This window comes from Duganella sp. Root336D2 (assembly GCF_001425005.1).
Classification (GTDB): Bacteria; Pseudomonadota; Gammaproteobacteria; order Burkholderiales; family Burkholderiaceae_D; genus Rugamonas.
This window is the reverse complement of sequence record NZ_LMDB01000002.1, coordinates 137,400-162,181: the sequence shown is the minus strand read 5'-3', so window position 1 is coordinate 162,181 and position 24,782 is coordinate 137,400. Positions and strand designations below refer to the sequence as shown.

The following is a 24,782-nucleotide window of genomic DNA, read 5'->3' as shown; positions in this document are numbered from 1 at the left end:
CAGGCGAACGGATCAGCGCCCAGATCCGCGCCGCGCGATTGTCGCACCATGCCGGCAGGCCATCAAGGGTTAGCGCAACCCTGCCCCCGTCCATGGCTGCACCGGATTGAAGCGGGCGCGCAGGAACTCGAAGAAACGGCGGACCCGGACCGGGATGCCGTCCCGATGCGGCACGATCGCCAGGATGTCGGCATCCGGGCAGTGCCATCCTGGCATCACCCGCACCAGTTCCCCGCTGCGCAGGCTATCGCGCACACTCCATTCGGAACGGATGATCAGCCCTTTGCCCGCCACCGCCCACTGCTTGGTCACTTCGCCGTCGTTGCTGCTGAACGTACCCGCCACACGGACGCGCTCCATCTGGCCGTCCTGGTGGAACTGCCACAGGGTCGCATCTTCATCGTTCTCGCGCAGGATGATGCAGCGGTGCTGCTGCAGGTCGGCCGGGTGCTGCAGCGGCGGCGCCGATGCGAGATAAGCCGGCGCGGCGCACAGGTAGCGTGCGTTCGGCGCCACCTTATAGATGGCGGAACTGGTCACCGGCATGGCGCCGATATGCACCACCAGGTCGAAGCGGTCATGCGCATGGGCCGACAAACGGTCCGCCAGCGTCAGCGTGATATCCACCTCGGGGTGCAGGTCGTGGAACTCGGCCACCAGGCTGGAAAGGTATTGGCGCCCGAAGCCCGGCGGGCCGAACACGCGCAAGGGGCCGGCCAGCGAGTCATGCTGCTGGTGCAGTTCGCGCTGCAGGGCGTCCAGGTCGCCCAGGATGCGCTTGCCGCGCTCATACACCAGGGTGCCCTCTTCCGTCAGCTGCAGCCGGCGCGTGCTGCGGTGCAAAAGCTTGGTGCCCAGCCGGCCCTCGAACTGGCGCAGGCGTTGTGATAATGCCGACGCGGTCTGGCCCAATTGGCGCGCGGCCGCCCCCATGCCGCGCGCATCGACGATTTCGATAAAAATTCGCAGTGACTGGATCTCACTGAAGTTCTTCATGCTTTCCATGGGGTGCCCGGCGCCAAGTGGTGTGGAATAATGACTAATAGTTGGTGCGCGAGTTTGCCGTAAATCAATATGCGGATCGTTTACGGATTCTGGCTATCGTTCGAAAAGTTATAAAATGTTGCCAAATTGCACCTTCGCCAGCCCATGCGTACTGCCGAGCCAGCCCTGAATGTTGTTAAACTGTCATGTCCTCATATGCATGAGGCATTGCCGCGCCCGCGCCTGTTCGATGTGCTTGGCGCCATGCGCCAGCGCCACAAGCTGGTGTGGCTGACAGCGCCGGGCGGCGCCGGCAAGACGACCCTGGCGGCCAGCTACCTGCGGCACCTTGGCCAGCCTCCCCTGTGGTACCAGATCGACAATGGCGACGCCGACCCGGCCTCGCTATTTTTTTACCTGGCGCAGATGCTGGGCGAGCGCGGCGCCGGCCTGCCCAGCCTGCGGCCGGAGCTGTGCGGCGACATTCCACGCTTTGCGCGCATCTTTTTCCGCGCGTTCTTCGGCCAGCTGGCGCCAGGCAGCGTGCTGGTATTCGACAATGTGCAGGAGTTCGACTGGGAGCACTTGGGACAACTGTTCGAAATCGCCTGCAGCGAGATCCCGGACGGCATCACCCTGCTGGCCTTGAGCCGCCACGCGCCGCCGCCGCGCCTGGCGCGTTTTGAACTGGACGCAAGCCTGGCCACCCTGGCATGGGAAACCCTGCGCTTCGATGAAGACGAAGCGCGCGCCCTGGCCAGCGCCGATGGCCAGCCGCTGGATCCGGCCTGGCTGGCGCGGGCCGATGGCTGGGCGGCCGGCATCGTCATCATGCGCGACCATGCGGCGCGCGACGGGGACGGCGCCATGCCTGCGCTGGAGGGGCACGACGCCATCTTCCGCTACCTTGCCGGCGAAATCTTCGAACGCGCACCGGCGGCGGTGCAGCGCCACCTGATGATGCTGTCCTGCCTGCCCGCGGTGTCGGCCGAGGATGCCGAACATTTGAGCCAGGACCCCGCCATCCGCCACACGCTGGACCACCTGTACCGCAACCGCCTGTTCATCGACCGGCGCGGCGGGCCGCAGCCGATCTACCACTTCCACGCCCTGTTCCGCGACTTCCTGCAGCACGTGGCGCGGCAGCAGCTGCCGCCGCCGGAACGCCTGGCGCTGCTGGCACGCGCGGCCCACATCCTCAACCGCCAGGGCCGCACCGAAGAGGCGCTGCAGTTGTACCGCGACAGCGGCGCCTACGATGCGATCGTGGCCCTGCTGCTGGAGCATGCCTACGAGATGATGGGCACCGGCCGTGCGCAATCGTGGCTGCACTGGCATAGCTGGGTACCGCCAGCGGTGACCGAGAACTATCCTAGGCTGTGGTTCTGGCAAGGCGTGATGCTCAACCCGGTGGAGCCGCTGCGCGCGCGTCCGCTGCTGATACGGGCCGAGGCCGAATTTGCCGCCCAGGGAGACGTGCAATGGCAGCTGATGGCGGCGGCCACCCTGGTCGACAATTCGTATTTCCAGTACGGCTGGCGCGATTCCGATTCGATGACGCACTGGATCGAGGTCATGCTGGCCGGGCTGGCGCAGGTCGATGCCGGGGCGATCGATCTGGAGATCTCCGTGCGCATCCAGTCGCGCCTGATCCTGGCGCTGATCTCGAGCGGGCGCGCGCCCGACCAGCGCGTGTTCGGCGCGATTGTCGAGACCTGTGTCAACGGCCTGCGGCAGATCGAAAACTACGGCCGGGTGCTCGACGTAATCGGCATCGTCCTGCTGGCGTCGCACTGGATCGAGCTGGCGCCCGGCATGGAAGCGGTGCTGCTGGCAGCGCTGCGCCAGAACATGCACAACGACGCGCTGAATCCCTATGCCCGGCTGCACGCGGTGCAGTGGGCGGCCTTCCGCATGCTGAACCTGGACGGCGAATTGCAGGAGGCGCGCGACCTGTTCGATTTCAACCGCCGCCTGGTCGACGAATACGGGCTGGATCGCTGGCGCCTGAACATCACCTACTTCAACACCCTGGTCCATCTCACGCTGCGCGAACTGGAGCCGGCCGGCGAATGGCTGCAGCAGACCAGGCAGCACCTGATGCCGCTCACGCCCTACAAGTCCTCACGCCTGGCGATGCTGGAAGGCGAATACCTGCGCCAGAGCGGCGACACCGCCTGCGGCCTGCGCATGCTGCTGGACGGTTTTGAACGCGGCATCGACAACCACGCCACCAGTGCGCTGGAAAGGGCCCGCTTCGAACGGCTGATCGCCGGCCATTACGCGCTGCTGGGCGATTTCAACGCCGCCGACCAGTGGTCGCAGCGCGCCATCGAGGATGCTTATGGCCTGGATCTGGCGGTGTCGCAGCTGGGACGCGGCTTCCTGCAGGCCTACGCCTGCGCACAGCGCGGCGACCTGGAGGGCGCTGCAGCACTGATGGGCCCTGCCATGCAGGCGCACCGCATGGGCCGTCACCATGGCTTTTACGTGCGCCTGCCGCAGCTGGCCAGCGAAATCGCCGCGCTGGCCCTTAGCCTGGACATGGAAGTCGAACACGTGCGGCAGATCATCCGCCGCCAATGCCTGCCGCCGCCGGCGCACGCGGTAAGGCACTGGCCGTGGCCGGTGGCGGTGCGCACACTGGGCAGCTTCAGCGTTGCGCTGCACGGCACACCACTGCCGGCCGGCGGCAAGACGCAGCAGCGTCCCCTGCTGCTGCTCAAATCACTGCTTGGCAGCGGCACCGCCGGACGCCCGCTGTCGGCCCTGATGCAGCTGTGGGCCGATGTGGCTGCGCCCAAGACAGCGCTGAACGCGGCCATCCACCGCCTGCGCAAGCTGCTGGAGAACGACGCCGCCTTGCTGGTCTCCGGCGCCAAGGCCAGCTTGGACCGGCGCCAGCTGTGGTCCGACGTCGACGCCCTGTTCGCCCTGTGCGACCGCATCGACAGCCTGCCGCCGCAAGCACCGCTGGCGGAACTGCGTTCCTGTGCCGATGAACTGCTGGACCTGTACCGCGGCCCGTTCTGCGAAGGCGACGACACGGTCTGCCTGCTCCCCATGCGCGAGCGTTGCCGCAGCCGCTTCCTGCACGCGGCCGATGCCCTCGGCCAGCGCCTGGAAGCGGTGCAGCAATGGCCGCTGGCGCACGAAGTCTATGCCCGCGCCAACGAAGCCGAACCGCTGGCGGAAGTAGCCTATCGCGGCATGATGCGCTGCGCCCAGGCGCGCCGCGATCCGGCCGCCGCCTTTGCCATTTACCGCCGCTGCCGCGAAGTCCTGTCGATCGTCCTCAACCAGCAACCCTCGCCTGAAACATCGGCGCTGGCCCAGTCGCTTGGCCTGCCGCCCGACGCCGCCTGACTTCCTTCCCGCCTTGGCATTGTGTAGCGCTACTAAGAAATCAATGTAGCGTGCGCCAATTGCTGCAAGGAAATACAAATGTTTGAATGCTGTCCGGCTTCTGGTGAAGTCATTTACAAGGACAAGACATGAAACAGAGACTCAACCGCCGGCAATTCCGCCTGGCGGCGCTAACCCTTGCCGTATTGAGCATTTCCCCGGCGTTTGCAGCTACCCGTGTTGACCTGTCCAAGGGCGTGCAGCGCGACGCCGTGGCCGGTGCCGATGTGCGCCCGACCAGCTCCGCCTTCATGACTGCGGACGGCAAGCGCAAGGTGCGTTACCAACAGTTCTTCCACAATGTGCCGGTGTGGGGCGAGTCCCCGGTGGTGGCAGAGCAGTCGCGCGACCGCCAGGGCGCCTTCGGCGACGCCGGCGCCCAGTTCGTCAGCGGCACCCTGCTGGAAGGCCTCGATGCCGACCTGCCGCAAGGTAAGCCAAAGCTGTCCAGCGCCGACGCGCGCCGGCTGTTGCTGGCCCAGGTACGCAGCCAGGGCGGCGATGTTTCCAAGGCCGAGCATGACGACATCCAGCTGTATGTGCAGATGGACAGGAACGGCCGCGCCCAGTTCATCTACATCGCGTCCGTGTTCCTGCATGGCGACCTGCCATCGCGCCCGACCTTCATTTTCGATGCCAACAGCGGCGCCATCCTGCAGCAGTGGGACGACCTGCAGCACCGTGAAGCCACCGGCATCGGCGGCAACGAGAAGACCGGCGCCTACCACTACGGCAAGGAATACAAGCCGCTGCAGATCATGGACGACTGCAGCTACGACAGCGCCAATGTCATGACCATCGACATGAAGAACGGCACGGCCGCCGTGACCACGCCGTTCAAGCTGGCCAGCTGCCCGACGACCGGCATGCCGAACAACGACGAGCGTCCGATCAACGGCGCCTTCTCGCCGGAGAACGATGGCCAGGGCTACGGCAATGTGCTGTTCAATATGTACCGCGACTGGTACGGCGTGCGCCCGATCGAACAGAAGCTGTCGGTGCGTGTCCACTACGGCAACAGCTACTCGAACGCATTCTGGGACGGCCGCCAGATGACCTTCGGCGACGGCGGCAGCGGCATGTACCCGCTGGTATCGCTGGGCGTCCTGGCGCACGAGGTAAGCCACGGCTTCACCGGCCAGCATTCAAAGCTGATTTACAGCGGCATGTCGGGCGGCATGAACGAAGCCTTCTCCGACATGGCGGCACAGGCAGCGGAAGAATACTTCCTCGGCAAGCCGACCTTCCTGATCGGCGGCGAGATCGTCAAGGCCCAGGGCAAGGCGCTGCGCTACATGCTCAATCCTGAGCAGGACGGCAAGTCGATCGGCCACGCCAGCAAATTCACCTCCTCGCTGAACGTGCACTACTCCAGCGGCGTGTACAACAAGGCCTTCGCCACCCTCGCCAGCACGCCTGGCTGGACCGCGCGCAAGGCATTCGAGATCTTCCTGCTGGCGAACTCCATGTACTGGAAAGCCGGCAGCACCTTCAACGAAGGCGCATGCGGCGTCGTGCAGGCGGCCAAGGACAAGGGCTATCCGCACGCCGAAGTGACCAATGCATTCACGGTGGTCGGCGTCAGCTGCGAAGGCGGCACCACGGGCGGCGGCGGCACCGGCAGCATCAAGCCGCTGAGCAGCGGCGTCGCCCTGACCGGCCAGGCTATTGCCGCCAACGGCAACCTGCAATACACCGTCACCGTTCCTGCCGGCGCCAGCTTCCTGGCCGTGCGTACCGGTAACGGCAGCGGCGAAGCCAACGTCTACCTGAAGGCCGGCAGCACCATGCCGACCACTGCCAGCTTCGACGCCAGCTCCACCACCTCGGGCAATGCCGAACTCGTACTGGTCAAGGCTCCCAAAGCCGGCACCTATTCGATCCTGGTCACCGCCGGCGCCGCTGTCAACGGCCTGTCCGTGATCGCCGTGACCCGCTAAGCGCTGCACAAAATACCAAGGAAGACACAGATGAAATTCGAACTGAAATTGATGGCCGGCGCGGTTGCGGCGGCCCTGCTGGCGGGACAGGCTTTTGCCGATCCGGTCGACAACCCCGAACTGACGCAGGCGCGCCGCCCGGTCACTGCCAGCGCCATGGTGCAGGGCACCGACCAGGTACTGACCTATGAAGTGGTGGACGACCGCGCCATGCTGGGCGACATCGTGCTGGGCAAGCACAAGGACATCCAGGCGCGCGGCATTCCACCGCTGTTCGTCGAGAACTGGACCAGGAAGTCCGCCAACCAGAGCGCACTGGTGGCGATGGACAACGTCTATAAGACTGCGACCCGCTGGCCGAACAACACGCTGTACTACACGCTGGATCCGCTGCTGACCCAGAAGAAGCTGGACGCCATCGCGGCCGGCATGAAGCTGATCACTGATTCCACCGCGATCCGCTTCGTCAAGCGCACCAACGAACCTAACTATGTGAAGTACACCTCCTCCGGCGGCTGCTGGTCGTACGCCGGCATGGTGGGCGGCGAGCAGACCATTTCGATCGGCGACGGCTGCGAGAAGTCCGGCGTGGCGGCGCACGAATCGATGCACGCCCTGGGCTGGATGCACGAACATATGCGCCCGGACCGCGACACCTACGTCAAAGTCAACACCGACAATATCTCGTCCTCGATGCAGAGCCAGTTCACCAAGATGCGCCAGGACCAGGTGGTACTGAACGGTCCATACGACCTGGACTCGGTCATGCACTACCCGTCGTGGGCCTTCTCCGCCAACGGCAAGCCGACCATCGAACCGGTCGATCCTGCGGTCGATCCGAAGCGCATGGGCCAGCGCACGCAACTGAGCCCGCTGGACATCGCCGCCCTGCGCGCCACCTACCCTGGCGAAGTAGGCACCGTGGAACTGAAGATCGCCCTGAGCGCAAAGGAACTGACCTTCGACCAGGACAAGAGCGGCAAGCTGACCATGGACGTTTCGGCGCCTGCCGGCGACCTGGCCAGCCTGAAGTTCAGTGCCCAGTCGGACAATACCGCCCTGATCGCCAACAGCGGCTTGGTGGTCGGCGCTGCGGTTGGCAACCAGCGCCCGGTGACCGTCACCCCGGTCGCAGGCGCTTCCGGCGTGGCCAATATCGTGCTGCATGCGACCAATAGCGCAGGCAAGGACGTGACGGCGGCCGTCAAGGTCACGGTACTGAAAGGCGCAGGCGGCGGCACCACCCCGGGCGGCGGTGGCACAACGCCAGGTGGCGGCACTTCGGGCAAACCGTTCGAGCTGACCGTGAAATACCGCGGCGGCGACGTGGTATCCCTGGGCGGCAAGAACTACACCTTCAAGGTGTTCTTCAACGGCGCGGCTGTCACCAACTACTTCATCAACGGCAAGTCCTGCGTGCCGGGCACCTGCACCGAACAGAAGCCATTCATCTGGGGCGGCGTCAAGTCCTACTGGGTGGAATCCGGTAACACGGGCGGCGGCACCACACCGGGCGCCAAGTGCGATGTGGTACTCGACACCACGCGCGACTACCTGATTGCCACTGCAGGCCAGCAGAAATCCCTGGTACCGGCGGCCGACATGGCCGGCGCGCCAGGCTTGGTCTGGCCCGATGGCGGCGCGCAAGTGTGGAACCTGCAGCGCAATGCCGATGGCTTCTACGCGATCGTCAGCAAGGCGTCGCGCCTGGCGCTCGATACCCAGGGCGGCAACGCCGGTGCGCAAGTCGTACTGGCTGCCGCAACCGCCGCGCAAAGCCAGCAGTTCTGCGCCAAGGCTTCGGCTACCGGCTACCAGCTGGCCACCCGTGCCGGCAGCCTGGCGCTGAACGCCGCTGATGCCGACGGTGCAGCCGTCAGCCAGGCAGCCAGCGGCAGCAACTGGATGCTGTCGGCCAAGCCGGGCATCAAGCCGGTCAAGTAATCGTCCCCTTTAACCGGCACGGCGGCCCCCTCCCGCCGTGCCGGCTTTTTTGCGTTAACATCGTGTGCAAAAGGATGTTCCAAAATGCGCTACCTATGCTCCCTCCTGTCTTGCCTGCTGACCGCTAACCTGACCGCCTGCGCCGCCGAGAGCGGACCGCAGCACCTCTGGCAATCTGCAACATCCCTGGTCCTGCAATGTCCGCCGGGCCAGGACTGTGCCGGCACGGTCGATTACCGCGCCCTGTACATCGACGAGAATGGCCGCCAGGTCTACCTTTCCTTCGACGGCGACCTGCCGCTGTCGGCGCCGAATGCCGCGGCCATGGCCAAGGCATTCCATTATGGCGACCTGTATTGGCCGGAAGGCCAGGGCATGGCCGCTGCACACCTGCAGGCGGACGGCGGGGGGGATGGCAGGCTGCGCTTCCTGCCCGCGCAGCCAGGACGACTGCGGGCGGAAGCCGTGCTGACCCGCTACAGGGTTGTGGTGGAACGCAGCGGCGGCGAGGAATGCCGGCTGGACGACGTGGCCGGCATCTGCCACAGCGAGACGGTGGTCAAAAAGCCACTGCGGATTTTGCTGGACTTCCCGTTGCCGGCAGCGGCTGGACAGGCGCCGGCGCGCCAGCCTGGTATATAAACCGCCATTCGGCCAGCGTCGGCTTGCCTTCGAAATCCGCATCGGCGGTATCGAAGCCGGTACGCTTGTGCGGCGCACGCGCCGAATTGCTGGCCACCCCGACCAGGGCGCCGTCCGGTCCGCGCAGCAGGGCCCACTCCCCGCCCGTTTCCGGGTCCGGCCGCAGGCGCCGCAAATGGCGTACCGCGACGGGAAAGCGCGGGTCCTGCAGCAGGTCTTCCAGCTTGCGCGGATACTGCCCGTTGCCGCCTGGCGCCTGCACATAGCTCTCGATGGCGCGCCGGTATTCGCCGCCCACCTGCAGCAAAAGCCGTTCGCGCAGGCGTTCGCCTTGCGTGATATCGACTTCCACCGCACGTCCCAGCAGCAGGATCATTACGGCCAGCACACCCAGCATCCATAGATAGGCCATGCCCTGCTGCCGCTTACCACTGCGCATACGGCCTCCCGTCGCTGCCGGTACCAGCCGCCCCGCTGCGCACATCAGCCACATTGCCGCGCGGCGCTTCAACATTGACCGGCCCGGCCGCCGGCGGCAGTTCAGACGCCATCTGCGCCGGCGCCACCACCAGCCAGCTGTCGCGCCGGTCCGTGACCGGATCGACAGGAATCTCGCGCAGGTAGCGCAGGCTCACCAGCTCGTCCAGCGAATCCGGATAGGCCCCGCGGTCGCTGTGGTACTGGTCGATCAGGCGGCGGAAGGTGGCCAGGTCGTCCTTCAGCACGGATTCCCTGGCACGCTCGATATGGCCCATATAGCGCGGCGCAATGATGCTCAGCAGCGTGGCCATGATGGCCATGGCAACCAGCAGCTCAAGCAGGCTGAATCCCCGCCCCCGGTTACCATTCACGGTACGGCACTCCGTTCAAGCCGCGGCCCTCGTTCAGGGATGTCACGTCGTAGACATCCTCCCCCGCCTGCGGTGCATCCGTTGGCGATGCGTAAGCGCGCTGCGCCCAGGTGCTTTCCGGCGCCGCGCCAGGATCGGGGAAAAATGGATCGCGCGGGATCCGCCGCAGGAACAGCAGACGCTTGCCGTCCGGCGCGGTGCGGTCCTGCACGCCGGCCGCCAGCACCTGCAGGTTGGGCGGATAGCCGCTGCCGCCCAGCTTCTTTTCAATCCTGCCTTCCTCCGTAGCGCGCTTGTAGGCATCCAGCGCGGCACGGATTTCGCGCAGGTTGTCGCGCAGCTCCGCTTCCTTCGTGCGCAGTGCCAGCCGCTGCGTCAGCGGCATCGCGGCGCCGGCAATAAGCCCCAGCAGCGACAGCGTCACCAGCAGTTCGATCAGGGTAAAGCCCCTGGTGTACCGGATCATTGCTGCGCGCCAGGGACCGGTTGCGCGACGGCCGTTTCCGGCGTGGCGAGCGGTGCGGCGCCCTGCTGAGGTAAAGCGACGCGTGCATCGCGCTTCGGCAACCGCAGCAAGTCGCCCCCAACGTCTTCCTCGGTACCGCTGGCAAACTCGCTGACCTCCGCTGCCGGCAGTTCCCGTCCGCGCAGCACGCGCGGGGTAATCAGCAGTACGATCTCGGTCTTGCTATGCTGGCTGCGCTGCGAAGAGAACAGCCGGCCCAGCACCGGCAGCTGGCCCAGGCCCGGCACGCGCTGTGCAGACTCGATTTCGTCGCGCTTGATCAAGCCCGCCAGGATCTGCGTTTCGCCATCCTTCAGGCGCAGCGCGGTATTGGTAGTGCGCGTGCCTATCTGGTAGGTCAGCAGGCCGGTCTTGCTCGCCACTTCCTTCACGATGTTGCTGACTTCCAGGCTAAGCTTGATACCCACTTCGCTGTCGTCGTACACCTGCGGCTCCACATCCAGCTTCAGGCCGACGTCAAGATAATTGACCGATTCGGCAATCGAGCCCGAGGCGGGGTTGGTGGTGGTGGTAATCACGGGCACGCGATCGCCGATATGGATCTTGGCCTTCTCCTTGTTCTTGACGCGGATACGCGGATTGGCCAGCGTGTTGGTATCGCCGTCCGTACTCTTCATGCGCAGCACCAGGGCGGGATCGGCGACCCGCAGCGGCATGTCGCGCAGGCCCACGCCTTTCAGCCCGTTCAGCGACAGCTGGGTACCGTCGGACGACAGCGGTAAAGCCAGGCCGACGGTGTCCGGGAATTGCAAACCCAGGTCATTCATCTTTTCGCGCGCCACCTCCATCACCTCGACTTCGAGCATCACTTCCGCATCGGCGATATCGTTGGCGGCGATCAGCTTCTCAGCCACGGCGATGGCGGCCGGCGTATCGCGGATCGTCACCGAGTTCATTTTTTCATCGATATGGATGTCGCGCGTACGCGCGATGGTCTTGATCAAGCCGCTGGCCACCTTGGCATCGATGTTATTGAGATAGAAGGTCTTGACGTTCAGCGCCTCCAGCCGCTTCATCTTGTTCGGAGTGGCCGGGTAAATCAGGATCGAATTGTCGTTCAGGACGCGGCGCGCCAGGCCGTTGCCGGACAGCAGGACGCCCAGCGCATCGATCAGCGGCGTGTCGTGGGCCAGGATGGTGGCGCGGGCATCGAGCTTGACGTCGCTGTCGAACACGAAATTGATGCCGGTGCTCTGTCCCAGCATGTCGAAGATCGACAGCAGCGGCGCGCTGCGGAACTCCAGGTTTACCAGCTTGTTCATGGCCGACGACATGGCGACCGGCGCCAGGTCCTGCCGGTTGCGCGCGGCATCAAGTTCCGCCAGCTGCTTGCGCGCGCGCGCATCGCGCGGCGCTTCCAGCAGCACCTGCCTGGTCAGGAAACGGGCGTGTTCCGCATCGCCTTTCTGGAACGCAGCCGCCGCATCGTCCAGTTGCGCTGCATGCAGCCTGCTGCGCTCCAGCGTCTTCAGCCCCAGCACGGCGCGTGGATGATCACGCTGGATGCGCAGCACTGCTTCATAGCTGGCCTGGGCCTCGTCGAATTTCTGGTTGGCGGCCTGGGTCGCGGCATTGCGCAGCAGGCGGTCGGTAGCGATCTCGCGCTGGCGCAGCCAGTACTTCCGATATTCCGCATTGGCGGCGTCGGACTGCGCCAGTTGCTCCAGGTTGGCGAGCGCTTCTTCGCTGCGGCCATCAGCCAGCATCTGGCGCGCGTGGACGAAGGTACGTTCCGACGAAGTGCTGCAGGCGGCCAGCAAGGCGCAGCATGCCAGGAGTGTCAGGCGGATTGGAATGGCATTCATGGGTTCACCTTCAGGGACAAGGTCTTTTTCTGGTTCGAGGAAATGTGGGTAAAAGCCAGCGCCCCCGCTTCGATGCCGTTGAAGCGCCAGCCGCCGGGCAGGTCCTGGCCGGGGCGCGCGATCATGGGTGTGCCGCCGCTATCGAGGTAGACATCCAGCATTCCATCGCGTTCCAGCTTGCCGAGATAGGCGAACGGGAATGGCAGCTCGGGCACCGGTTCCACCACGCGCGCCTGGCGTGCCCCGCCGGCATTGCCACGTGCTCCCTGCCGCGGCACTGGCAGCACCGCCTCTGCCGCGGCGGGACCGCTCTCCAGGCGGAACGGGTCGCCCGCCACCGGCGTTCCGGCCAGTGGCCGCAGGTGCCCGCGCCAGGAAGCGCGCGCTTCATCCTGCACCAGCACTGTGCCTGCCTCGGGCCTTGCCGGTGCCGCCGGCTGCGTGGCGGCCTGGGCGCCCGTCGGGCTTTCATCTTCATCCGGCACCTGCCATATGCTCCATACCGACAGCAACAGCACGGCGGCCAGCGCCAGCAACATCTTTTTCGTCCTTGCGTCCACGTGCTATGACCTGCCCTTCCCCGGCGCAGGCGGCGGCGCCTGGTAATAAAAACTGATGCGCAGGTGAGCCGTCACCTGCTGCCCCTTGGCGTCGCGCTCGAAGCGCGTCTCATCCAGCGTAGCGTTGCTGGCCTCATTCATCGCCATGTTGAGGAAGGCGCGCAGGCTGGCGTAGTCGCCGCCGATGGACAAGGCCACCTGGTAGCGCTGCAACGCCAGCGACGGCACCGGCTGCAGCTGGTATTGCGCAGCGCCGATCCTGAGCTGGACCGATCCGGCGGCCGCGTCCAGCTGCGCCAGCTGGTCCGGCAACACGTCGAACTTCGGGAAGTGCTGGTAGAAATCCTGCAGCGAAGGCCGTGCGGAGGAAGGCGGGGCGGCGGAGCGTTGTTTCGCGCTCGCTTCCTGGAGTTCTGTTGCCAGCAGCGATGCCTGGCGCCATGCCGGCAATACGCGCCCGGCCAGCAGCAAAGCCGCAGCCAGCAGCAGCCAGGCGCCGACGCGCCCGGCAGGCCCGAGCTGCTTCCAGCCGAATTGCAGCCAGGACTTCATGGCGCTGCCTTTGGCCGCGGCGCCTGCTCCCAGCTTGCGGCAAGCTGGAACTGGCTGATGCGGGACTGCTCGTCCCAGCGCTGCTGCACCAGGTGCACGTCGCGCAGTTCGCCGCTGGCCGCAAGACGGCGCAGGTACTCGTACAGGTCCTCCGCCCGATCCGCCTCGCCCGACAGCTGCAACTGGCTGTGCGCACCCGCAGGCTGGGGCAGGATCTGCGTCAGGCGTACGCCCGGCAGGCTGATGGCTTCCAGCGCCAGGAACAACTGCTCCCACGGACGGCGGAACTGCAATGCCAGGCGATCGGCCGCGGCGAACGACTCCGCCAGGCCTTTCGGCACCGGCGCCGGCGGCGCGCGCAAGCGCCACAGCTGCCCTTCAACCTGCGCACGTTCGGCATCGGCCCTGGTGTACGCATAGCTCGCGCCCAAGGCGCCTGCCAGGCCGGCCAGCAGCACGGCCACGCCAAGCGCCCTGCTGCCGTCGCGGCGCACAAAATCCAGATGTACTGCGGCCATCTCAAACTCCCAGGCACATGGACAGCACCTGGTCGCGGCGCGGATCGAAATGGGAACCCGGAGGCAAACGCAGCCAGGTTCCTTGCAACAGGCCCAAGTCCGGCCGGTCATGCTGCGGCGCGATGATGAACAGCGGCGTATTGAAAGCTCCGAGGGCGGCGCGCGCCTGGGTGATGAATCCCGGCAGGTGCAGCGCCCAGTTGGCCGGCAGCATGCGGTTATGCACGCTGTGCCACTGCCCCTGTGCCAGCTGCAGCATAGCCAGGCGGCGCGGCTCCACCATGGCCAGCAAGGCATCCTGCGGCAGCTGGCGGCTGATCCGGCCCAATACCGCGGCGAGCGACGGCCGCACGGCCGTCAGCCGCAGGCCGCAGCGCGCGGCCAAAGCCTCGATAGCTGCAAACCAGCGTTCATCGAGCGCCACCGCAACGCGCGGCCGGCGCGGGTAAAAAGGCGTCAGCGTCACGCGCCAGCCGGTGCTGGCATCGCCGTACTGCTGCTGGAACAGGGCGCGTGCGAAATCAATGGCCAGCGCTTCGTTGCCCAGCGCATCCTGCCACGGCACGATTGCATAGCGCACCCACGTGTTCGACACGACCACTTCCAGCCGGCCGCCGGCTTTTCCCAGCCACTCCCCCACTTCGGCGAACTGCGGCGCACCGTCCTGCAATGCCAGGGCGCACGACATCGACTCGCCGGGCTTGCCGCGCCAGCCGTGCAAGCGCACGCAGTCGATACGCTCGGCCCCGACGGCGAGCCGCACGCGTTCAGCGGACAAAAGTGACACGATTGATTTCCTCCAGTGTGGTTTGGCCGCGTGCCACCGCTTTCAGCGCCACTTCGCGCAGCTGCCTGGTGCCATTGGCGCGCGCCGCGGCCTTGATGTCGGCCATGGGCGCCTGCTTGACGATCAGTTCGCGCAGGCTGTCGTTCAGCTCCAGCACTTCGGCGATGGCGATACGGCCGGCATAGCCGGTGTTGCGGCAGTGCGGGCAGCCGCTGCCGCGCATGAACTTGAAATACTTGAGCGCCGCCGGCTGCACCCGCGAATGGATGATCAGCTCCGGCGACGGACGGTAAGCCTGTGAACACCGCGGGCAGTTACGCCGCACCAGGCGCTGGCCGACGATACCGTTCAAGGCCGACACCAGGCTGTATGGATCGACCTCCATATGCAGGAAGCGGCTGATCACGTCGAACACAGAGTTGGCGTGCACGGTCGACAGCACCAGGTGGCCGGTCAGCGAAGCCTGCACGGCAATCTGCGCTGTCTCCGGATCGCGGATCTCTCCCACCATCACCTTGTCTGGATCGTGGCGCAGGATCGAGCGCAGGCCGCGCGCAAAGGTCAGGCCTTTCTTGTCGTTGACCGGAATCTGCAGCACACCTGGCAATTCGTACTCCACCGGGTCCTCGATGGTGATGATCTTGTCGTCGCCGGTATTGACTTCGGTCAGGGCCGCATACAGTGTGGTGGTCTTGCCGGAACCGGTCGGCCCGGTCACCAGCAGCATGCCGTATGGTTCTGCCGCCAGGGAGCTGATGCGCGCGCGCGTGACAGCATCCAGTCCCAAGCTCTCCAGCGTCAAGCCATCCATCTGGCCTGCGACGGCCTGCTTGTCCAGCACCCGCAGCACCGCGTCTTCGCCATGGATGGACGGAATTACCGAGACGCGAAAGTCGACTTCGCGCCCCAGGATAACGGCTCTGAAACGCCCGTCCTGCGGCACGCGCCTTTCTGCGATATCCAGCTCGCTCATCACTTTCAGGCGCGACACCGCCTGCAGCGCCAGCTCGCTGCCGGCCACCCGGTTGGCGCCGTGCAGCACGCCGTCGATCCGGTACTTGATGCGCAGGCCTTCCGGTTCGCACTCGATGTGTATGTCGCTGGCGCCGCTTTTCAAGGCGTCATACAGCATGGAGTTCACCAGCTTGACCGGGGCGCTGTTCTCCGCATCGATGCGCTCCAGCGTGATGACCTCGACCACCTCGCCGCGCTTCTTGCTTTCGCCCTGCGAGTGCACGCCATCGATGGCGCGCTGGCCCTCCTCCAGTTGCGCGAAGCGCTGCTTCAGCGCCTCGTAGTCGCACAGCGCCAGCTGGTAGCTGCCGTCAAGCTTCTGTTCCAGCCAATGCATCAAGCCTGGTTGCAGCGGATCGGCAACGATAGCGAACAGCATGCCCTTGTGCAGGATCGGCAGGCAAAGCCGCGTCAGCGCTTCCGTGAACGGCAGGCGCGAAAAATCGGGATTCAATTCCGGCAGTTTCTGGTGCGCCAGCAGCGGGATGCCCAGCGTTTCGGACAAGGCAACCAGGACCATATCCGGCGAGCTGCGTACCAGCGTGGCCAGTGCCGCCTGCAGGCCCAGTCCATCCTGCTGCGCCTTGTCGCGCGCGCACTGCATCTGCGCAGGCGTGAGCAGGTTGAGCCGCCGTTTGCGCGCCGGCACCTGGGGGGCCATCCGCTCATTGCGTCCGACCAGCCTTCTGTCTTTCATTGCATGCCTCCCGCCAGGTCAAAGATCGGCAAATACATCAGCACCACGATCAGGCCGATAAAGCCACCCATGAACAGCATCAGCAAAGGCTCGATCAGCTTGGTGGCCATCTCGACAAAGCGCGCCAGTTCGTCGTCATGGAAGGCGGCGGCGCGTTCCAGCATTTCGCCCAGCTTGCCGCTGCGCTCCCCCACCCGGATCAGGCGCAGGGCGACCGGCGTGGTAAGCCCGGCAACAGCCATGGTGTCGCCCAGCGGCTGCCCCTGTTTGAGCTGCCCCACCGCCTGCAGTAAAGCAGCGCGCAAGCTCGGATGCAGCAGGTCCGCCACGCGTTCGCACGAGGTAACCAGCGGAATGCCGCTGCATAGCAGCATCCCTGCCGCGCGGTAGAAGCGCGCCAATTGGAAAAGTTTCAGCTTGGTGCCAAGGCCCGGACTGCGCCATGCCCACTGCCCCAGGTGCGCGCGGGTAGCGGGCATGCGCAGCAGCATGACCAGGCCGACGATCGCGCCGGCCAGTGCCGCCAGCACCAGGCTGCCGTGCCGTTCGATGATGCCGCCGAAATCCAGCAGCAGGCGCGAAGCAAACGGCAGGTCGCTATGCAAGCCGTCGTAAATGCGCGAGAACTTGGGAACCAGGTAGCCAAGCAGGAAGGCGCACACGCCGCCCCCCGCCACCAGCAGCATGGCCGGATATGTGGCGGCGCTGACCAGCCGCTTGCGCAGCGCATCCACCTGCTCCTGGTAGCTGATGTACCGCCCTAACGCGCGATCCAGGTCGCCCGTGGTTTCGCTGGCGCGCACGCTGGCCACCAGCAGGTCCGGGAAGGTCGCGCCGCGTGCGGCCATCGCTTGTGACAGCGAATGGCCCTGGTACAGCGCATCGCGCAGGGCATCCAGCTCGGCCTTCATGTGCGGCCGCAGTTCCTTCTCGGCCAGCGCCTCGATCGCCTCGGTCAGCGCCAGTCCCGCCTCGAGCAAGGCCGCCAGTTCCTGTGCAAACAGCATCAGGTCGAAACGCGGGCCGCGCTGCCACGACGCGGCTTTGGCAGGCGCACCGCTCACGCCCAGCACTTTCAGACCGCGTGCGGCGGCCTGCGCGCGCGCCTCCTCCACCGAGGCGGCCGCCAGCGCCAGGCTCGCCATGCGGCCGGCCGGGTCCTGTGTGATCAAGCGATACAGCTGGGACATTCCGCGTTGCCTGGATCAGTGAACCAGGTCCGCATCGTCGCCGCTGCCGCCAGGACGTCCATCGCGCCCCATCGACATGATGTCGAACTCGCGCCCTTCGGCGCCCGGCTGGCGGTATTGGTAAGGATTGCCCCAGGGGTCGTTCGGCACGCCCTTGCGCATATAGGGGCCGCGCCAGTTCGGCTCATCCGACGGAGCAGTGTTCAGCGTCGCCAGTCCCTGCTCGCCACGCGGGTAGTGGCCGTTGTCAAGGCGATACGCCTCCACAGCCTTGGCTATGGCATCCATTTGGGCGCGCGCAGTGGTGACTTCGGATTTGCCCAGGTTCTTGAACAGGTTGGGACCGATAACGCCGACCAGCAGGCCAATGATGACCAGTGCAATCAGCAGTTCAAGCAAGGTGAAGCCGTGGAAACGGCGCTTTGACCGGCGCGCCGGCCGGTGGTGCAAGGTTACGTTCATTCTGTCAGCAGCAAATGGGTGGCAACAACCCGCCGCAAGCAGCGACGGGTGCCCATTGGAGCATTTCAGGAATTCGGCAACAAGCGAGGCACGCTAAACGCTTAGTTCAGCAGCCCTAAAGAATCCCGCAAAGACTGTACTACTTCTTCGGGTTGATGATTTGCTTCAGCAGCACGAAGACTTCATGGTGGATCGCCTGGTCGTTCGCCTTGAATTCGCGATCGGCCTTGATGTAGGCGGGCTTCTTCAACTCGGCCTGCTCGGCGGGCGTCGCCTTGGGCACGGTGGGATAGAGCTGCGCGCCGCTGTTGTAGATGTTGTCGAGCACCTTCTTGCCGTAGCTGGACTGGTAGAAGCGCGTCATCTCGCTCACGGTCTCCGGGCTGAGGAGGCGGGCCACAGGCGTTGCCAGCCCCGTGTAGATGGTTTCCGACGGCGTTGCGATCACCTTATCCATCACCTTCTTGCGCTCAGCTTCGGATGCATAGTGGCTCATGCCGGCGGTCATACGCATCATCTTTTCGGCTTGCATCTCCTGCAGAAGGTCGTGCGTTGCCGCGACCTGTTTGGCATCCGGGTTCGGGTTGCCTGCCTGGGCATTAGTCAAAAGCGAGGCGGCAAGCAAGACTGCGGAGATCAACTTCATATCGATTCCTTGTTGTTGAGTAAGAAAACAAAAAGCCCCGAGTTTCCTCGGGGCTTTTCGCTTGAATCTGGCGGAGACGGTGGGATTCGAACCCACGATACAGGTTTTGCCCGTATGCCTCCTTAGCAGGGAGGTGCCTTCGGCCACTCGGCCACGTCTCCTCGTTGATATGTTACTGCGTCAACGCGACCGCAATATTAAAGACCGAGACCGCTTTGGTCAAGGTAAATACTGCAGTTTTTTTGGAAATATTTACTCTTTTTCCAACTCGAACGCTTTGTGCAGCGCACGCACGGCCAACTCCATGTACTTCTCGTCGATCAGGACGGAAATCTTGATCTCGGAGGTGGAGATCATCATGATGTTGATGCCCTCTTCCGCCAGGGTCTTGAACATCTGGGAAGCCACGCCAACGTGCGAACGCATGCCCACGCCGACCACGGAGATCTTGGACACTTTAGCGTCGCCCACCAGGGTGTGGTGGCCGATTTCGCCTTTTTCGTTGTGCAGCACATCCATCGCCTTCTGGTAGTCGTTGCGCGACACGGTGAAGGTGAAGTCGGTCTTGCCGTCGACAGCCTGGTTCTGGATGATCATGTCGACTTCGACATTGGCTTCGGCCACCGGGCCCAGGATGTGGTAAGCGATACCTGGACGGTCTGGCACGCCCAGCACGGTGATTTTGGCTTCGTCGCGGTTGAAGGCGATGCCGGAGATGACTGCTTGTTCCATGTTTTGGTCTTCCTCAAACGAAATCAGGGTGCCCGAGCTGGCTTCTTCCGCCAGATCCATCAGCGGATCGGTCAGCGAGGACAGCACGCGGGTCGGTACGCGGTAGTTGCCGGCGAATTCCACCGAGCGGGTTTGCAGGACTTTGGAACCCAGCGAAGCCAGTTCCAGCATCTCTTCAAACGTGATCGCTTTCAGGCGGCGCGCTTCGGAAACCACGCGCGGGTCGGTGGTGTAGACGCCATCGACGTCGGTATAAATCAGGCATTCGGCCGCCTTCAGCGCGGCGGCAATCGCCACGGCCGAAGTATCGGAACCGCCGCGGCCCAGGGTGGCGATGTTGTCGTTCTCGTCAACGCCCTGGAAACCGGTAATGATCACAATGCGGCCCTTCTCCAGGTCTTCGCGCACGCGGTCGTCGTCGATCGACTGGATGCGGGCTTTGGTGAAGGCGGAGTCGGTTTTAATCGCTACTTGCCAGCCGGTGTAGGAAATGGCGTCCTTGCCGATCGCTTGCAGCGCCATCGACAGCAGGGCCACGGACACTTGCTCGCCGGTGGAGGCAAGCATGTCCAGTTCACGTGGGTCGGGCGGGTTCTGGATTTCCTTGGCCAGGGCAATCAGGCGGTTGGTTTCGCCGGACATTGCCGACGGTACTACGACCACCTGGTGTCCCGCGTCGTGCCATTTGGCGACGCGACGCGCGACGTTCTTGATGCGTTCCGTCGAGCCCATCGACGTGCCGCCGTACTTGTGAACGATTAAAGCCATGCTGATTTTTCCGCATTGATGTGATAAAGGGAGCCCTTTACTCTACATGCTGCGTTGCAAAATCTCAAGTCAAAAAGCTCATACACTCATACCTAATTGGCATAAGTTCATATGTCTAGACAGATGTCGGCAAAAATTATTTGGTTTCCCAGCGAAATACCAAACGATGCTCTGGACTGGAGCTCAGTTTGCGGCAATCCATGCCGATACCGGCGGCATACAGGATATCGCCGGGGATCGATACCATCGGCAGGTGCTCGCGCTCCCAGGCCGGGATGCCGAGGGTTTGGTAGTGCTGTTTGAGGGTGCGGGTGGGGCGATTGCGGGCAGGCTTGAGCTTTTCGCCGCCTTTGCGCAGCTCGATCGTGAGCATCTGCTGGCGCAGCCAGTCCGGGTCGAGGCCGACCGGGGCCAGCTCGAAATGCAGCGTACCGCCAAATTCAGGGAAGTCGATACTGCCCTCCCCGTTCCAGCGGAAGGCTTCGCGCTGCTCGGCGTCAGCCTCGGCGCGGCGCGGAACCAGGTAAAGGCGGTCGCGGTGACGGCGCACTTCGCAGTCGGGATGGACAACCTTGAGGTTGGCGTCGTCGCGCGCGGTCAGGGCCTGCTCCTGCATCTCGGCCAGCCAGTTGGTAGACGGCAGGCGGATGCCGCGCTCGGCGAACCAGTGGCGCAGCAGGTTGGAGATGCGGTCGGCGCTGAGCATGCGTACGCGCGCCATATCCAGGCTGTCTTCACCGGCCAGGCAAGCGTGCAGGTCGTCGGCCGCCTGCTCGGTCAGCAGGCGCTGGGCTGCCTGGGCGTGGCGCGCACTGCGGGCAAAGCGCTCCTGGTAGCCCGGATAGGCTTGCGCCAGCTTGGGCATGATCTCGTGGCGCAGCGCATTGCGGGCGTAGCGCAGGTCTGCGTTCGACTCGTCTTCGATGTGGCTGATGGCGTGCTCGCGCACGTAGTCTTCCAGCTGCGCGCGGCTGACCTGCAATAGCGGGCGGGCCAGCAGCACTGCGCTGGTGCCGAGCAGGCCGGCGGCGCGGTTGGAGGCGTCCATGCCGGACAGGCCGGCAACACCGGAACCGCGCAGCAGCTGCAGCAGGATGGTTTCAGCCTGGTCGTCCAGGTGGTGGGCGGTGAGCAGCAGGTGCACGCCATGCTCGGTGCATAACGCGCCTAATGCTGCATAGCGGGCTTTGCGGGCTGAGGCTTCGCTGCGGTCGTCGAGGGTGACGCGGCGGCTGGCGAAGGTGATGTCCAGGCGTTCACATTCGGCACGCGCGTGGGCTTCCCAGGCGTCGGCGTTGGGGCTCAAGCCGTGGTGGATGTGGAAAGCGTAGACTTTTCGGTCGCTCGCGGCGGCAAGGTGCAACAGGGCGCTGCTGTCCAGGCCTCCGCTGTAAGCGATGGCGATGGGGCCTGGCGGGAGGTCGGCGAGGGATTGCTGGAGGATTTGCTGGGTGCGCATACTGAAACCGGTAAACCGGTGCCTGACCCTGCGGGTCAGACACCGCTTTGCCGGTTTTATTCGGAAGCAGTGGTCTCTTTGAACTTACCGTAGCTCATCAACTTCTCATGGCGAGCAGTCAGCAGGTCCTTGGTCTTGACGCCCTGGAACTGGCGCAGCGAATCCGCCAGCGCGCGTTTCAGCATCTTGGCCATTTCCTTCGGATCGCGGTGTGCGCCACCCAGCGGCTCGGTGATGATCTTGTCGACCAGGCCAATCGCCTTCAGGCGGTGCGCGGTCAGGCCCAGCGCTTCAGCGGCATCGGACGCGCGCTCGGAAGTCTTCCACAGGATCGAAGCGCAACCCTCAGGCGAAATCACCGAATAAGTCGCGTACTGCAGCATCAGCACGGTATCGCCGACTGCAATCGCCAGCGCGCCGCCGGAGCCGCCTTCGCCGATGATGGTCGCGATCAGCGGCACTTTCAGTTCCGCCATCACATACAGGTTATGGCCGATCGCTTCCGACTGGCCGCGCTCTTCCGCGTCGATGCCAGGGAATGCGCCAGGAGTATCAACGAAGGTGAAGATAGGCAGGTTGAACTTTTCCGCCAGCTTCATCAGGCGCATGGCCTTGCGGTAGCCTTCCGGCTTCGGCATGCCGAAGTTGCGCATGGCGCGCTCTTTGGTATCGCGGCCCTTCTGGTGACCGATGACCATGCAAGGCTGGCCATTAAAACGGGCAAAACCGCCAATGATGGACTGGTCATCCGCATAAGTGCGGTCGCCGTGCAGTTCGTGGAAGTCGGTGAAGATTTCGTTCACGTAGTCCATGGTGTATGGACGTTGCGGGTGGCGGGCGATCTGGGAAACCTGCCAAGGAGTCAGCTTGGCGTAAATATCTTTGGTCAGCTGTTGGCTCTTCTTGGCCAGGCGGTCGATTTCTTCGGAAATGTCGACGGCCGAATCGTCTTGTACGAAACGCAGCTCTTCAATCTTGGAATCCAGTTCCGCGATCGGTTGCTCAAAATTGAGGAAAGTCGTTTTAATCATTGTACCTCCAAGGTTTTTTGCTTCCCCGACAACATTGCCAATAACGGTTGCCGGTGAGAATTTGCGCTATTTTACCGGAACCGGATCAAGGCTACGCCATAAATACCATGTGGCGACCGTACGGAAGGGTTCCCAATTCGCCGAAACCTCGCGCGCATCGCTGCGCGACACGGGCTCCCCGGAAAAATAGTTCTGGCTGATCCCACTGATCAGCCGGCTGTCATCAAGCGGCAGCACGTTGGGTCGGAGCAAATTAAATATCAAAAACATCTCCGCTGTCCAGCGTGTAATACCGCGAATCTGAACCAGTTCGGAAATGACGGCTTCGTCATCCATCTGCGCCCATTGGGCGGCGTGGACCTTCTTATTCTTGAAATGGTCGGCCAGATCCAGGATGTATTCGGCCTTGCGCTTGGACAGGCCGCAGCCCGCCAGCGCTGCGGCGCCGACTTTTTGAACGGCTGCCGGGGTGAATTTGGGACAGGTCTCCAGCAGCTTGGCCCACGCCGCATTGGCGACCTGGGTCGTGACCTGCTGGTTGACGATGGCGCGCGCCAGGGTAATAAACGGATCGTCATGGCCGACCAGGTGCAGGTCACCGAATTGGGGAATCAGGCGGTTCATGATGCGATCGCGCTTCATGAGCTCTGCCTTGGCTTCCTCCCAATACGGCGGCACCGGGGCCTGATCCCCGTTTTCCCTGGATAGAACCATTACGCGCGGCGCCAGTTCGTGGTGCCGTCAGGCTTGTCTTCGAGGACGATGCCGGCTGCCAGCAGGTCGGCACGCACCTTGTCGGCAGTGGCGAAGTCTCGCGACTTCTTTGCAGCGGCGCGGCTGGCGATGGCGGCTTCGATTGCGTCTTCAGTCCAATGCGTAATCGTCGCTTCCCCGCCCGTAATCTCGAATTTACCGGCTTCCGCTTTCAGCACATAGGTCGGGCGGACAGCACGGAGGAACTCACGAGGGACACGCTCGAGGAGGCCCAGGACAGCAGCCAGACCTTTCATCTGGCGCACGGCGGCGGGCGACTTGGTCTTGTTCACTTCCGAAGCCAGGTCGAACAGCACCGACACCGCGATCGGAGTGTTGAAGTCATCGTCCATCGCTTCGGCGAAGCGCTTGGCATTGTCTTCGTTCCAGTCCAGCGGCTGGCCGTCGCCTTCCACGCCATCCAGCGCGGTGTACAAGCGGGTCAGCGCACCGCGCGCGTCATCCAGGTGCACGTCCGAATAGTTCAGCGGGCTGCGGTAGTGGGCGCGCAGGATGAAGAAGCGCACAACTTCCGCGTCAAACATCTTCAGCACTTCGCGGATGGTGAAGAAATTGCCCAGCGATTTGGACATCTTCTCGCCGTCCACGCGCACGAAGCCGTTATGGACCCAGTAGTTGGCCAGCGTCTTGCCGGAAGCACCTTCCGACTGCGCGATTTCGTTCTCGTGGTGCGGGAACTGCAGGTCAGCGCCACCACCATGGATGTCGAAAGTCTCGCCCAGCAAGGAGCACGACATCGCCGAGCACTCGATGTGCCAGCCCGGACGACCCTTGCCCCACTTGGAATCCCACTTCACTTCTTCCGGTTCGGATTCCTTGGCAGCCTTCCACAGCACGAAGTCCAGCGGATCGCGCTTGCCGGTGTTAACGTCCACGCGCTCACCGGCGCGCAGGTCGTCCAGCGACTTGCCCGACAGCTTGCCATAGCCTTCAAACTGGCGCACGGCATAGTTAACGTCGCCATCAGCAGCCTTGTAAGCCAGGTCTTTGGCTTCCAGCTTCTCGATAATGCCCAGCATCTGCGGCACGTATTGGGTTGCCTTCGGCACATCGGTCGGATCCAGGATGCCCAGCGCCTCGCAATCCTCATCCATGTATTTGATGAAGCGACCGGTCAGCTGTCCAATGGTTTCGCCATTCTCGACCGCGCGCTTGATGATCTTGTCATCGATGTCCGTGATATTGCGCGCATAGCGCACGTCGTAGCCCGACGCCTTCAGCCAGCGATAGATGACATCAAACGCCATCAGCATGCGGCCATGGCCCACGTGGCAGTAGTCGTAAACGGTCATGCCACAGACATACATCCGGACCTTGCCCGCATCAATGGGTTTGAACGACTGCTTTTCGCGTGCCAGCGTGTTGAAGATCTTTAAATTGCTCATCGGACTCGAAGTAAACGGGTCACTGGCGCGAACGCCTGGGGCGTCGCACCGGTGCTCGGTGTGTACCAGGGGGATGTTTGGTCCCTTTGTTATAGTTCTACTTTGTTAGA

General features: G+C 64.0%; 22 protein-coding genes and 1 tRNA gene. 4 read left to right on the top strand and 19 right to left on the bottom strand.

Features of this window, described 5'->3' with window-relative positions:
• Positions 1 to 69 precede the first annotated feature (69 nt).
• A complete protein-coding gene (locus ASD07_RS04220) occupies positions 70 to 996 on the bottom strand; it encodes a LysR family transcriptional regulator (protein WP_055926253.1) in 927 nt (308 codons plus the stop codon).
• Positions 997 to 1,200: 204 nt separating this feature from the next.
• Between ASD07_RS04220 and ASD07_RS04215 the strand changes: the two genes are divergently transcribed.
• The 4 genes from ASD07_RS04215 (at position 1,201) to ASD07_RS30650 (ending at position 8,915) form a co-directional block, all read left to right on the top strand.
• On the top strand, positions 1,201 to 4,350 hold the full coding sequence (locus ASD07_RS04215; protein WP_055925769.1) for a BTAD domain-containing putative transcriptional regulator: 3,150 nt from the start codon (positions 1,201 to 1,203) through the stop codon (positions 4,348 to 4,350).
• Positions 4,351 to 4,478: 128 nt separating this feature from the next.
• Positions 4,479 to 6,329, top strand: coding sequence for a M4 family metallopeptidase (locus tag ASD07_RS04210; RefSeq protein ID WP_055925766.1), 1,851 nt, complete (start codon positions 4,479 to 4,481; stop codon positions 6,327 to 6,329).
• Positions 6,330 to 6,359: 30 nt separating this feature from the next.
• The gene (locus ASD07_RS04205) at positions 6,360 to 8,273 is read left to right on the top strand and encodes a M12 family metallopeptidase (RefSeq protein ID WP_055925763.1); all 1,914 of its coding nucleotides are present in this window, start codon (positions 6,360 to 6,362) and stop codon (positions 8,271 to 8,273) included.
• A gap of 84 nt (positions 8,274 to 8,357) precedes the next feature.
• Positions 8,358 to 8,915 carry a hypothetical protein gene (locus ASD07_RS30650; protein WP_156397864.1) on the top strand — a complete coding sequence of 186 codons (558 nt, stop codon included), beginning with the start codon at positions 8,358 to 8,360 and terminating at the stop codon, positions 8,913 to 8,915.
• Here the strand turns inward: ASD07_RS30650 and ASD07_RS04195 are convergent.
• The 18 genes from ASD07_RS04195 to cysS form a co-directional block, all read right to left on the bottom strand.
• Positions 8,833 to 9,354, bottom strand: a complete 522-nt coding sequence (locus ASD07_RS04195; RefSeq protein WP_057246863.1) for a type II secretion system protein — start codon at positions 9,352 to 9,354, stop codon at positions 8,833 to 8,835. The genes ASD07_RS30650 and ASD07_RS04195 overlap by 83 nt on opposite strands.
• On the bottom strand, positions 9,341 to 9,766 hold the full coding sequence (locus ASD07_RS04190) for a type II secretion system protein (RefSeq protein ID WP_082507119.1): 426 nt from the start codon (positions 9,764 to 9,766) through the stop codon (positions 9,341 to 9,343). The genes ASD07_RS04195 and ASD07_RS04190 overlap by 14 nt, the downstream gene beginning before the upstream one ends.
• The gene (locus ASD07_RS04185; protein WP_055925750.1) at positions 9,756 to 10,232 is read right to left on the bottom strand and encodes a type II secretion system protein; all 477 of its coding nucleotides are present in this window, start codon (positions 10,230 to 10,232) and stop codon (positions 9,756 to 9,758) included. Before ASD07_RS04185 ends, ASD07_RS04190 begins: the two co-directional genes overlap by 11 nt.
• Complete coding sequence (locus ASD07_RS04180; protein WP_055925748.1) at positions 10,229 to 12,097, bottom strand: secretin N-terminal domain-containing protein; 1,869 nt, start codon at positions 12,095 to 12,097, stop codon at positions 10,229 to 10,231. The genes ASD07_RS04185 and ASD07_RS04180 overlap by 4 nt, the downstream gene beginning before the upstream one ends.
• Complete coding sequence (locus ASD07_RS04175; protein WP_055925744.1) at positions 12,094 to 12,636, bottom strand: hypothetical protein; 543 nt, start codon at positions 12,634 to 12,636, stop codon at positions 12,094 to 12,096. Before ASD07_RS04175 ends, ASD07_RS04180 begins: the two co-directional genes overlap by 4 nt.
• 24 nt (positions 12,637 to 12,660) lie before the next feature.
• Positions 12,661 to 13,209, bottom strand: coding sequence for a hypothetical protein (locus tag ASD07_RS04170; RefSeq protein WP_055925741.1), 549 nt, complete (start codon positions 13,207 to 13,209; stop codon positions 12,661 to 12,663).
• Positions 13,206 to 13,727 carry a PilN domain-containing protein gene (locus ASD07_RS04165; RefSeq protein WP_055925738.1) on the bottom strand — a complete coding sequence of 174 codons (522 nt, stop codon included), beginning with the start codon at positions 13,725 to 13,727 and terminating at the stop codon, positions 13,206 to 13,208. Before ASD07_RS04165 ends, ASD07_RS04170 begins: the two co-directional genes overlap by 4 nt.
• 1 nt (position 13,728) lies before the next feature.
• Positions 13,729 to 14,514, bottom strand: a complete 786-nt coding sequence (locus ASD07_RS04160) for a hypothetical protein (protein ID WP_156397863.1) — start codon at positions 14,512 to 14,514, stop codon at positions 13,729 to 13,731.
• Complete coding sequence (locus ASD07_RS04155; protein ID WP_200953758.1) at positions 14,495 to 16,132, bottom strand: GspE/PulE family protein; 1,638 nt, start codon at positions 16,130 to 16,132, stop codon at positions 14,495 to 14,497. The genes ASD07_RS04160 and ASD07_RS04155 overlap by 20 nt, the downstream gene beginning before the upstream one ends.
• An 89-nt stretch (positions 16,133 to 16,221) precedes the next feature.
• Positions 16,222 to 17,415, bottom strand: a complete 1,194-nt coding sequence (locus tag ASD07_RS04150) for a type II secretion system F family protein (RefSeq protein ID WP_082507118.1) — start codon at positions 17,413 to 17,415, stop codon at positions 16,222 to 16,224.
• A gap of 15 nt (positions 17,416 to 17,430) precedes the next feature.
• Positions 17,431 to 17,877, bottom strand: a complete 447-nt coding sequence (gspG, locus tag ASD07_RS04145) for a type II secretion system major pseudopilin GspG (protein ID WP_055925730.1) — start codon at positions 17,875 to 17,877, stop codon at positions 17,431 to 17,433.
• Positions 17,878 to 18,016: 139 nt separating this feature from the next.
• Positions 18,017 to 18,523 carry a hypothetical protein gene (locus ASD07_RS04140; RefSeq protein ID WP_055925727.1) on the bottom strand — a complete coding sequence of 169 codons (507 nt, stop codon included), beginning with the start codon at positions 18,521 to 18,523 and terminating at the stop codon, positions 18,017 to 18,019.
• Between the two features lie 68 nt (positions 18,524 to 18,591).
• A tRNA-Ser gene (locus ASD07_RS04135) sits at positions 18,592 to 18,684 on the bottom strand.
• A gap of 91 nt (positions 18,685 to 18,775) precedes the next feature.
• The gene (locus tag ASD07_RS04130; protein ID WP_055925725.1) at positions 18,776 to 20,023 is read right to left on the bottom strand and encodes an aspartate kinase; all 1,248 of its coding nucleotides are present in this window, start codon (positions 20,021 to 20,023) and stop codon (positions 18,776 to 18,778) included.
• A gap of 136 nt (positions 20,024 to 20,159) precedes the next feature.
• A complete protein-coding gene (gene tilS, locus ASD07_RS04125) occupies positions 20,160 to 21,482 on the bottom strand; it encodes a tRNA lysidine(34) synthetase TilS (RefSeq protein ID WP_055925722.1) in 1,323 nt (440 codons plus the stop codon).
• 56 nt (positions 21,483 to 21,538) lie between these two features.
• Positions 21,539 to 22,513: an acetyl-CoA carboxylase carboxyltransferase subunit alpha gene (locus ASD07_RS04120; protein WP_055925719.1), complete on the bottom strand. Its 975-nt coding sequence runs from the start codon at positions 22,511 to 22,513 to the stop codon at positions 21,539 to 21,541.
• A 66-nt stretch (positions 22,514 to 22,579) separates the two neighbouring features.
• Positions 22,580 to 23,227, bottom strand: coding sequence for a DNA-3-methyladenine glycosylase (locus ASD07_RS04115; RefSeq protein WP_055925716.1), 648 nt, complete (start codon positions 23,225 to 23,227; stop codon positions 22,580 to 22,582).
• Positions 23,227 to 24,672, bottom strand: coding sequence for a cysteine--tRNA ligase (cysS, locus tag ASD07_RS04110; protein ID WP_055925713.1), 1,446 nt, complete (start codon positions 24,670 to 24,672; stop codon positions 23,227 to 23,229). The genes ASD07_RS04115 and cysS overlap by 1 nt, the downstream gene beginning before the upstream one ends.
• Positions 24,673 to 24,782 lie beyond the last annotated feature (110 nt).